A 10266-nucleotide genomic window follows, 5' to 3' on the forward strand; every position below is an offset into this window, starting at 1 on the left:
CACCGGGACGGCCCGGCGCCGCGCCGGCTGCGGGTTGTGACGGTGCTGGCGGTGGCCGTCGTGGCCGGCGCGTTGCACCGCCATCCGTCCTGGCTGCCGGCCTTCGCCTACCTGACGGTGCTCGGGGTGTGGCTGGCGGCCGTGGATCTGCGGGTGCACCGGCTGCCCGATCACCTGGTGCTGCCCGCCTATCCGCTGCTGGCCCTGCTGCTCGGGTTCGCGGCGCTGGTCGACGCGGCGCCGGGACGGCTGGCCAGGGCTGGCGCCGCGGCCGCCGCGAGCTGGCTGGTGTTCTGGGCGTTGCACCGGGCGTCGCGCGGCGGGCTCGGCCGCGGGGACGTGAAGCTCGCGGGTCTGCTCGGCGGGGCGCTGGGCTGGCTGGGTTGGGGCTACGTCGGCGGCGGCTTCTGCACGGGGGTGCTGCTCGGCGGCCTGGGCGCCCTCGCCCTGCTCGCGGCGGGTCGGGTCGGTCGTCACGACCGGCTGCCCTACGGGCCGTTCCTGCTCGCCGGGGCCTGGTCCGCGGTGGTGCAGGCGGGCATCCATCCCTGAGGGCCGGCCTGTTCGCGCACGTCAGGGGGCCCTGCTCCGGGCGGCGACCGTCGTCGGTGGCGTGAGCTGCGCCGACGGGGACGTGCGCGGGTGCCTGGGCGTGAAAGACTGGTGGGCATGGTGCGTTGGTTGACTGCCGGGGAGTCGCATGGTCCCGCTCTGGTGGCCACGGTCGAAGGGTTGCCCGCGGGGATCCGGCTGACCAGTGCGGACATCGCGGCGGAGCTTGCCCGTCGCCGGCTCGGGCATGGCCGCGGGGCGCGGATGAGCTTCGAGCAGGACGAGATCGAGCTGCTCGGCGGCCTGCGTCACGGCGTGTCGCTCGGCGGCCCGATCAGCGTCGTCGTGCGCAACACCGAGTGGCCGAAGTGGGAGCGGGTGATGGCACCCGACCCGGTGGACCCGCAGGTGCTGGCGGGCCTGGGCCGCAACGCCCCGCTGACCCGGCCCCGGCCGGGGCACGCCGACCTCGCCGGCATGCAGAAGTACGGCTTCGACGACGCCCGCCCCGTGCTGGAGCGGGCGAGCGCCCGGGAGACCGCCGCGCGGGTCGCGCTCGGCACCGCGGCCAAGGCGCTGCTGCGCCAGGCGTACGGCATCGAGGTGATCTCGCACGTCGTCGCGATCGGCGCGGTCGAGGTGCCGCCGGGGACGCCGGCGCCGACGTCGCTGGCCGCCGTCGACGCCGACCCGGTGCGCTGCGCCGACCAGGAGACGAGCGTGCGGATGGTCGCCGAGATCGACGCCGCCCACGCCGATTCCGACACCCTCGGCGGGATCGTCGAGGTGCTCGCCTACGGCTGCCCGCCGGGCCTGGGCAGCTATGTGCACGGCGACCGCCGCCTCGATGCCCGCCTCGCCGGCGAGCTCATGGGCATCCAGGCCATCAAGGGCGTGGAGTTCGGCGACGGCTTCACCACCGCGCGCCGGCGCGGCTCGGTCGCGCACGACGAGATCGAGCCGACCGGTGGCGCCGGCCGGCGGGTGCGCCGGGCGACCGACCGCGCCGGTGGCATCGAGGGCGGGATGACCACCGGCGAGCCGTTGCGCATCCGGGTCGCGATGAAGCCGATCTCGTCGCTGACCCGGCCGCTGGCGACGGTCGACGTGTCGACCGGGGAGGCCGCCGTCGCGATCAACCAGCGTTCCGATGTGTGTGCCGTCCCCGCGGCCGGTGTCGTCGCCGAGGCGATGGCCGCGCTCGTGCTCGCCGGCGCGGCCCTGGAGAAGTTCGGCGGCGACTCGGTGGAGGAGACCCGCCGCAACTGCGAGGGATACCTGAAATCCCTGTTCATTCACTGATCGCGCGCCGATCGGCGATCACCGCACCTGTCGGTGATCGCCGGGCGCGCCGATCGCCGGACCTGAGGACAGACGGGACAGTACGAGCGTGACTGGGGATGAGGCGGCGGTGGCGCCGGCCGGGCCGCGGGCGGTGCTGGTCGGGCCGCGGGTGGTGCTCGTCGGCGCGCCCGGCGCGGGCAAGACGACGGTGGGCACCCGGCTCGCGCGACGGTGGGCCGTCGGCTTCCGCGACACCGACGCCGACGTCGAGGCGGCGCTCGGCGCCAGCGTGTCGGACATCTTCGTCGAGTTCGGCGAGGAGTACTTCCGCGCCGCGGAGCACCGCGCGGTGGCCGCCGCGCTCGCCGAGCACTCCGGCATCGTGGCACTGGGCGGCGGTTCGGTGCTCGACCCGGCGACCCGGGCGCTGCTTGCCGGCCACCGGGTCGTCTACCTGCGGGTCGGGCTGAGCGACGCGGTGCGCCGCGTGGGCCTCGCCCGGGACCGTCCGCTGCTCGTCGAGGGCCCGCGCACCCGGCTCGCCGCCCTGCTCAAGGCCCGTGAACCGCTGTACGCCGAGGTGGCCATGGCCGTCGTCGACACCGCCGGCCACGAGCCGGACGAGGTCGCCGACCTGGTCGCGGCCGCGCTGCGCGAATCGCCCGACGGGCCGACGTCGGCCGCCGGGCCGAGTGAGGAACGGTGATGAGCGTGCGGGCGAAGGTGGCCGACGTCGTCCGGATCCCGGTGCGCCCCGCGCGGGAGCGGCCCTACGACGTGGTGCTCGGCGAGGGCCTGCTCGGCGGACTCGCCGAGACGGTCGCCGGGCGGACCCGTGCCGTGGTGATCCACCCGGTCGCGCTGCGGGCGAGGGCGGCGTCGGTCGTCGCGAACCTGCGGGCGAACGCCGGGGTGCAGGCGCACACGATCGAGGTGCCCGACGGCGAGGAGGCGAAGCGGCTGGCGATCGCCGGGCGCTGCTGGGACGCCCTCGGCCGCATCGGCGTCACCCGTGACGACGTGGTCATCGGCTTCGGCGGCGGCACCGTCACCGACCTGGCCGGGTTCGTCGCCGCGAGCTGGCTGCGCGGCGTGGACGTCGTGCAGGTGCCGACCACGGTGCTCGGCATGGTCGACGCGGCCGTCGGCGGCAAGACCGGCATCGACGTCGATGCCGGCAAGAACCTCGTCGGCGCCTTCCACCAGCCGCTGACCGTCCTGTGTGACCTGAGCACGCTGAGCACGCTGCCGGCGGCCGAGGTGCGCGCGGGCCTCGCCGAGGTGGTCAAGACCGGCTTCATCGCCGACGGCGCCATCCTCGACCTGCTCGACGACGACCCCACCGGCGCCGCGCACCTGCCCGAGCTGATCGAACGGTCGATCCGGGTGAAGGCCGAGGTGGTCTCCGGCGATCCGCGTGAGGCCGGTCGCCGGGAGGTCCTCAACTACGGCCACACCCTCGGCCACGCGATCGAGAAGGTGGAGAACTTCGGCTGGCGCCACGGCGAGGCGATCTCGGTCGGCATGGTGTTCGCGGCCGAGCTGTCCCGGCTCGTCGTCGGCCTCGCCGACGCCACCGCGGACCGCCACCGCGACCTGCTCGCCCGCATCGGACTGCCGGTGACCTACCGGGGTGACCGCTGGCCGGAGCTGCTCGACGCGATGCGGGTGGACAAGAAGACCCGCGGGCACCGGCTGCGCTTCATCGGCCTCGCCGGGCAGGGTGACACGGTCGTGTTCGACAACCCGGATCCGGGCCTGCTGCTGACCGCGTTCGCCGCCGTGGCCCCGGGCGAGGTGCCGCGGCCCGCCGACAGCTCGCCGCCCGCGGACGCGTCGGTGCCCGACGGCCTGTCGCTGTCCGACACCGCCTGAGCCGCCCCCCGTCCGGGCCGAGTCCGCCTGGGGCGACACTGTCCGGGGGCGGCACTGTCCGGGGGCGGCACTGTCCGGGGGCGGCACTGTCCGGGGCGGCACTGTCCGGGGCGGCACCGTCCGAGCCGGTCCGCTGGGCCCTGTCCGCCGGGCCCTGTCCGCCGGGATCCGGGAACGTGGGGACGGGCTCGGTAGACTTGTCCGCGGTCTGGCTGATCGCCGCCGCGGGAGGGCTTTCGTGGCCCCGGGCGCGTCGTTCCAGCCGGTGGGGCCGCTGAGGCGGGTGCGGTCCGACCAACCCAGTCTTCCGCACGACTATGATCCGCCGTCCAAGCACGGCGACCTGAACGGAGAACTCGCGCAGTGGCGACCAGCAACGACCTCAAGAACGGCATGACGCTCGACATCGACGGGGTGTTGTGGAACGTCGTCGGCTTCCAGCACGTCAAGCCGGGTAAGGGCGGTGCGTTCGTCCGCACGACGCTCAAGAACGTCCTCACCGGCAAGGTCGTCGACCGCACGTTCAACGCGGGGGTCAAGGTCGAGGTCGCGACCGTGGACCGCCGTGAGATGAGTTACCTCTACCGGGACGGCACCGACTTCGTCTTCATGGACAGCGAGTCCTACGACCAGATCCCGATCCCGCCGAACGTCGTCGGTTCCACCGCCGACTACATGCTGGAGAACACCGTCGCGACGGTCGCCCTGCACGACGGCGCCCCGCTCTACGTCGAGTTGCCCGCGAGCGTCGAGCTCACGATCTCGCAGACCGACCCCGGTGTGCAGGGCGACCGGTCCACGGGCGGGACGAAGCCGGCGACGCTGGAGACCGGCGCGACGATCAACGTCCCGTTGTTCGTCACCACCGGCGAGAAGGTCAAGGTCGACACCCGCGACGGCCGCTATCTCGGTCGGGTGACGAGCTGAGCGCGCGGTCCAAGGCCCGTCGGCGCGCGCTGGACATCCTCTTCGAGGCGGACGTGCGCGGTAGTCGGGTGGCCGAGATCCTCGACGCCCGGATGGCCCGGGCCGACCCGCCCGTCTCCGAGTACACGGAGGGCCTCGTCGAGGGCGTCGTCGAGCACTGGCGGGAGATCAACGAGCGGATCTCCGCGCATGCCGAGGGCTGGACGCTGGAGCGGATGCCGCCCGTGGACCGCAACATTCTGCGGATCGCCGTGCTGGAACTCGGCTGGCGGCCCGACGTGCCGCCCAGGGTCGTCATCGACGAGGCCGTGGAGCTGGCGAAGAGCCTGTCCACGGAGCGTTCGCCGGGGTTCGTCAACGGGCTGCTGGGCAGCCTGATCGACGTCGGCAGGCCGGCGACCCGCGGCGCCGCGGTGGAGGAGACGGGTGCCGCGGCCGTCGAGGCCGGTAGCGGCGGGGCCGCCGGGGCGGCGCAGCCTGGGCCGGCAGCCGCCGGGCAGGCAGAAACGGAGCCGAACCGGGCCCGGTGACCCGGGACCCGACGCCGTCCGCGTGCCCGGTACGCCGCCCCTAGCGACGTACCGGGGTACTCCCGGCCAGGCTGTGCCACGCGTTTGGTCGGTCTCGACCCCGTTGCGGTTCGGTCCTGTCGGAGGTGAAGCCTGGTCGTGCCACGAACGAAACCCCTGAGCCGACAGAACCGCAGGCAGTGCTGATGAACCTGGTGAACCTGGTGAAGCGGGTGGTGCTGGCGAGCTGTCAGACGTCCGAAGCGGTCGCGTCCGCGCCCTGCTCCGGGGAGAGCACGCCCCAGGACACGAGCTGCTCGGTGAGCTTGCTCGGAGAGGTGTCGTAGATCACCGCGAGGGACCGCAGGTCCTCGTAGCGGATGGACAGCACCCGGCCGTTGTAGTCGCCGCGCTGACTCTGGATGGTGGCCGCGTAGCGAGCGAGCGGGCCGCCCTGCTCCTTGGGAACCTGGGAGAGGCGCTCGAGGTCGAGGACGATCCGCGGGGACTGCTCCAACGGAGCAACGGTGGAACCCTCGGGAAGCAGCTCGCCCACGGGAACGCCATAGAACTCAGCGAGTTCCGAGAGGCGCTGTACGGTGACGGCACGGTCCCCACGTTCGTAGGAACCGACGACGACGGCTTTCCACCGACCGTGCGACTTCTCCTCGACGCCATGAAGCGAGAGCCCCTGCTGGGTGCGTATTGCGCGCAGCCGAGCACCGAGCGCCTTCGCATAGTCGGACATCGGAGTGCCCACTCCTGTCGTGATTGATCACTGGAACCGGGGCTCATGCCGCCGGCGGTTACCGATAGTAGTGCCCACCGGGTAGAGGCCCGACACCCGGGGGGTCGTGTCGCTTCTTTCTTTGTACCACTTTCTGTAGCCCTTCGGTTGCGCGCTCCGCCTGCCCGGCGGGAACTTCGGCCTGCCGCCGTACCTGCGGGCGCGCCAACGACAACGGTGACGGGCAGTCACGAGTTGCTCATGCTAGTTGACGAGGCAACGAGATGCCGGGAGTAGGTGAATCCTCTGCGCAGGGGGAGCCCGGACGCGTCAGGCCGGTCCCCGCACAGACCCTCACACGCCCGGAGTGCCCTGGTAACGTCGCCGGGACCGCTCCTTTAAGGACCGTCCCGTGAGGCGGGGAAGGAGGGATGCCGCGTGGCCGTGTCCGCCGCGGGTGACCCCGCGTCGCGCCGTCCCGGCGTTGCTCGGACAGTACTGTCCGCCGACGACATCACTCGAATCGTCAGCCGGATGGCGCATCAGATTCTGGAAAAGACCTCCGGTGGTGCCGGTGTCGCGCTGCTCGGCATACCCACCAGAGGGGTACCCCTCGCACACCGGCTGGCACGGCGCGTACACGCCGTCGAAGGCGTGGAGCTCCCCGTCGGCTCCCTCGACCCGACCATGTATCGCGACGATCTGCGACTGCGTGGAGTGCGGCCACTCGAGGTGACCGAGATTCCGGACGGCGGTGTCGACGGACAGGTCGTCATTCTCGTTGACGACGTTCTCTACTCCGGGCGCACGGTGCGCGCCGCGCTCGACGCGCTCGCCGCCTACGGCCGCCCGCGGGCGGTCCAGCTCGCCGTCCTCGTCGACCGCGGCCATCGCGAGCTGCCGATCCGCGCCGACTACGTCGGGAAGAACATGCCGACCTCGCGCCGGGAGTCGGTGGCGGTCCGGCTGCGGGAGATCGACGGCGCCGACGGGGTGGTCATCCTGCCCCCCGCCTCGGCCGGCGACGCGCCGCCGAACGACGGACCGCCGGCCGACGGTGACCAGGTGACCGGGGACGAGGCGGGGGAACGGGCATGAGGAGGACACCGGACCTGGCGAGGATGCCAGGTGGTACGAGGTCACCGGGTGGTACGAGGTCACCGGGTGGTACGAGGTCACCGGGTGGTACGAGGTCACCGGGTGGTTCGAGGTCACCGGGTGAGACGAGGTCCCGACGGGTCGCGAGTGGAGGCCGGACGTGAAGCGGCACCTGCTCTCGACCGAGGACCTGAGCCGGGACGACGCGCTGCTGGTGCTCGACACCGCCGAGCGGATGGCGCGGGTCGCCGAGGCCTCGGTCCGCAAGCTGCCGACCCTGCGCGGCCGTACCGTCGTCAACCTGTTCTTTGAGGACTCCACCCGCACCCGCACGTCCTTCGAGGTAGCCGCCAAGAGACTGTCGGCCGATGTGATCAATTTTTCGGCGCGTGGGTCAAGCGTGTCGAAGGGCGAAAGCCTGAAGGACACGGCGCAGACCCTGGAGGCGATGGGCGCGGATGCGGTGGTCTGCCGACATTCCGCCAGCGGCGCACCGCACCGGCTGGCCACCTGGGTGCGCGGCAGCGTCGTGAACGCGGGCGACGGCACCCACGAGCACCCGACCCAGGCGCTGCTCGACGCGTTCACCATGCGCCGCCGCCTGGGCCGCGTCGACGGCCTGGCCGTGACGATCGTCGGCGACGTGCTGCACTCCCGGGTCGCGCGGTCCAACGTGTGGCTGCTGACCACCCTCGGGGCCAGTGTGACGGTGGTGGCCCCGCCGACGCTGTTGCCCCTGGGTGTCTCCTCGTGGCCGGTCGAGGTGTCGTACGACCTCGATGCGGTGCTGCCGAAGAGCGATGTGGTGATGATGCTGCGGGTGCAGCGGGAACGGATGTCGGCGGCGTTCTTCCCGACCGAACGGGAGTACAGCCGCCGCTACGGCCTGGACGTCGACCGCGCCGCGCGGCTGGCGGACCATGCTCTGGTCATGCACCCCGGCCCGATGGTCCGCGGCATGGAGATCTCCTCCCAGGTCGCCGACTCCGCCCGCTCGACCGTGGTCGAGCAGGTCGCGAACGGGGTGAGCGTGCGGATGGCCGTGCTGTACCTGCTGCTGGGCGGTTCTGGAGAGACGACATGAGTGGGGAAACGGTGGCACCGGCGAACACAGCGGGATCTGGGCACACAGCGGGATCTGGGCACACAGCGGGATCGGGGAACGGACGGGGCCAGGGCGGGTCGTGGGTGCTGCGCCGGGTGCGCCCGCTCGGCGGCGATCCCGTCGACGTGCTTCTCACCGACGGGATCGTGGGCGCCTGGCGCCCGGCGGGCTCGACCAGCCCGGACTCCGAGGGCCTGCCACCCGGCACCACGATCCTCGACACCGACGGGCTGATCCTGCTGCCCGGCCTCGTCGACCTGCACACCCACCTGCGCGAGCCCGGCCGGGAGGACGCCGAGACGGTCGAGTCCGGCACCCGTGCCGCCGCCCTCGGCGGCTACACCACCGTGTTCGCGATGGCGAACACCACCCCGGTCGCCGACACCGCGGGCGTCGTCGAGCAGGTCTGGCGCCTCGGCCTGGACGCCGGGCACTGTGACGTACGGCCGGTCGGCGCCGTCACCGTCGGCCTGGCCGGGCAGCGCCTGGCCGAGCTCGGCGCGATGGCCGACTCCGCCGCGGGCGTGCGGGTGTTCTCCGACGACGGGCACTGCGTGTCCGACGCGCTGCTCATGCGCCGGGCGCTGGAGTACGTGAAGGCCTTCGACGGTGTCGTCGCGCAGCACGCCGAGGAGCCGCGCCTCACCGCCGGCGCCCAGATGAACGAGGGCGAGGTGGCCGCCCGTCTGGGCCTGCCGGGCTGGCCGGCGGTCGCCGAGGAGGCGATCATCGCCCGGGACGCGCTGCTCGCCGGGCATGTGGGCTCCCGCCTGCACGTCTGCCACGTCTCCACCGCCGGCTCCGTGGACCTCATCCGCTGGGCCAAGGCGAAGGGCTGGCAGGTCACCGCCGAGGTCACTCCGCACCACCTGCTGCTCACCGACGATCTGGTGAGCTCCTTCGACCCGGTGTTCAAGGTCAACCCGCCGCTGCGCTCCGCCCGGGACGTCGAGGCGCTGCGCGAGGGCCTCGCGGACGGCACGATCGACTGCGTCGCCACCGACCACGCCCCGCACGCGCTGGAGGACAAGGAGACCGAGTGGGCCGCGGCCCGCCCCGGCATGCTCGGTCTGGAGACCGCCCTGTCGGTGGTGATGGAGACGATGGTCGTCGGCGGCCACCTCGACTGGGCCGGGGTGGCGCGGCGGATGGCTCTGGCCCCGGCACGAATCGGTGGTCTGCCGTGCACGGCGGGCGACCCGGGGAGTTCCCTGGCGGTGGGTGCGCCCGCGACCGTGACGCTGCTCGACCCGTCGCCCCGGCGGGTGGTGGACGCGGACGCGCTCGCCAGCCGCAGCCGCAACACTCCCTATGCGGGGCGGTCCCTGCCGGGAGCTGTCCGCGCCACGTTCCTGCGGGGCCGGCCCACCGTGCTCGACGGGAAGGTCGTATGACAGCCTCGCTGCCCGCCGCCGCCGCCGCACTGCCTGGCACTGTGCTGCCCGGCACTGTGTTGCCCGGCACCGTGTTGCCCGGCACCGTGTTGCCCGGCACTGCGCTGCCTGGCAGCGGGATCGTGCTCGCCCTCGGTCGGGCGCCGAACCGCCTGGGCCTGCAGGTGCTGCTCGCCGTGGGCCTGCTGCTGGTGATCGTGGCGATCGTCGGCGCGCTGGCGCGGGCGTGGCAGAACCGGGCGACCGAGCAGGAGGAGAACCTGCCCGACCTGCCGGAGCCGCCGGCGGAGCCCGGCACGGTGCTCGCCGCTCCGCTGCGCGGCACCTACCTCGGCACCGTCGACGCCGGCAACTGGCTGGAGTGGATCGCCGCCCGCGGCCTGGGCGGGCGGATCGCCGGGTACGTCAGCGTGTACGAGACCGGGGTCCGGGTGGACCGCGGCAGCGACACGTTCTGGATCCCGCGCGAGGCCGTGCGCGGGGCGCGCCTGGAACGGGCGCACGCCGGGAAGGTGTCGGCCCCCGGCCGGCTGATCGCCATCGCCTGGTCCTACGGCGGCCACGAGCTGGAGACGGGGTTCCGCGGCGAGGACCGGGCCCGTCAGCCCAAGGTGGTGCGGGCCGTGCACGAGCTGATCGGCCCGCCGCCGGCCCATCTCGCCGGCGGCGACATCACCTCCCCGCACGCGCTGCCCCGGATCCGGCCGAGGCTGCGGCCGCGGTCCCTGGCGACCGGACCGGGACGGTCCGGGTCGGGCCAGCCCACCGAGGAGATGCCGGCCATCCGCACCGCGG

11 protein-coding genes are annotated in these 10266 nt (G+C 73.2%); 10 read left to right on the forward strand and 1 reads right to left on the reverse strand.

Annotated elements, in window-relative coordinates; all coding sequences use genetic code 11:
* From MXD58_RS11830 to nusB, 6 genes are all read left to right on the forward strand, one after another.
* Positions 1-552, forward strand: a 552-nt coding sequence (locus MXD58_RS11830; protein WP_250609311.1) for a prepilin peptidase, incomplete at its 5' end; no start/stop codon positions are given.
* Between the two features lie 117 nt (positions 553-669).
* Complete coding sequence (aroC, locus tag MXD58_RS11835) at positions 670-1854, forward strand: chorismate synthase (RefSeq protein WP_248839735.1); 1185 nt, start codon at positions 670-672, stop codon at positions 1852-1854.
* Positions 1855-1942: 88 nt separating this feature from the next.
* Positions 1943-2542: a shikimate kinase gene (locus MXD58_RS11840; RefSeq protein WP_248839734.1), complete on the forward strand. Its 600-nt coding sequence runs from the start codon at positions 1943-1945 to the stop codon at positions 2540-2542.
* Positions 2542-3711 carry a 3-dehydroquinate synthase gene (gene aroB / locus MXD58_RS11845; RefSeq protein ID WP_248839733.1) on the forward strand — a complete coding sequence of 390 codons (1170 nt, stop codon included), beginning with the start codon at positions 2542-2544 and terminating at the stop codon, positions 3709-3711. The genes MXD58_RS11840 and aroB overlap by 1 nt, the downstream gene beginning before the upstream one ends.
* Positions 3712-4074: 363 nt before the next feature.
* On the forward strand, positions 4075-4638 hold the full coding sequence (gene efp, locus MXD58_RS11850; RefSeq protein ID WP_248839732.1) for an elongation factor P: 564 nt from the start codon (positions 4075-4077) through the stop codon (positions 4636-4638).
* Positions 4635-5168 carry a transcription antitermination factor NusB gene (gene nusB / locus MXD58_RS11855; protein ID WP_284678238.1) on the forward strand — a complete coding sequence of 178 codons (534 nt, stop codon included), beginning with the start codon at positions 4635-4637 and terminating at the stop codon, positions 5166-5168. Before efp ends, nusB begins: the two co-directional genes overlap by 4 nt.
* A gap of 229 nt (positions 5169-5397) precedes the next feature.
* Here nusB and bldD read toward each other — a convergent pair whose 3' ends face one another.
* Positions 5398-5895, reverse strand: a complete 498-nt coding sequence (gene bldD, locus MXD58_RS11860; protein WP_009742788.1) for a transcriptional regulator BldD — start codon at positions 5893-5895, stop codon at positions 5398-5400.
* A 417-nt stretch (positions 5896-6312) separates the two neighbouring features.
* On the opposite strand from bldD, the gene pyrR reads away from it, so the two are divergent.
* The 4 genes from pyrR to MXD58_RS11880 form a co-directional block, all read left to right on the forward strand.
* Complete coding sequence (pyrR, locus tag MXD58_RS11865) at positions 6313-6972, forward strand: bifunctional pyr operon transcriptional regulator/uracil phosphoribosyltransferase PyrR (RefSeq protein ID WP_308301950.1); 660 nt, start codon at positions 6313-6315, stop codon at positions 6970-6972.
* Between the two features lie 160 nt (positions 6973-7132).
* Positions 7133-8056 carry an aspartate carbamoyltransferase catalytic subunit gene (locus tag MXD58_RS11870; protein ID WP_248839730.1) on the forward strand — a complete coding sequence of 308 codons (924 nt, stop codon included), beginning with the start codon at positions 7133-7135 and terminating at the stop codon, positions 8054-8056.
* 104 nt (positions 8057-8160) lie between these two features.
* Positions 8161-9471, forward strand: coding sequence for a dihydroorotase (locus MXD58_RS11875; protein ID WP_248839729.1), 1311 nt, complete (start codon positions 8161-8163; stop codon positions 9469-9471).
* On the forward strand, positions 9468-10266 hold a 799-nt coding region (locus MXD58_RS11880; RefSeq protein ID WP_518477857.1), incomplete at its 3' end, for a PH-like domain-containing protein. The genes MXD58_RS11875 and MXD58_RS11880, both read left to right, overlap by 4 nt.

It is taken from the genome of Frankia sp. AgKG'84/4, assembly GCF_023242965.2.
Lineage (GTDB): Bacteria > Actinomycetota > Actinomycetes > Frankiales > Frankiaceae > Frankia.

Bases quoted from the DNA above. Each gene is read 5' to 3' on its own strand.
- aroC (WP_248839735.1), top strand. From the start codon at position 670: ATGGTGCGTTGGTTGACTGCCGGGGAGTCGCATGGTCCCGCTCTGGTG.
- aroB (WP_248839733.1), top strand. From the start codon at position 2,542: ATGAGCGTGCGGGCGAAGGTGGCCGACGTCGTCCGGATCCCGGTGCGC.
- bldD (WP_009742788.1), bottom strand. From the start codon at position 5,895: ATGTCCGACTATGCGAAGGCGCTCGGTGCTCGGCTGCGCGCAATACGC.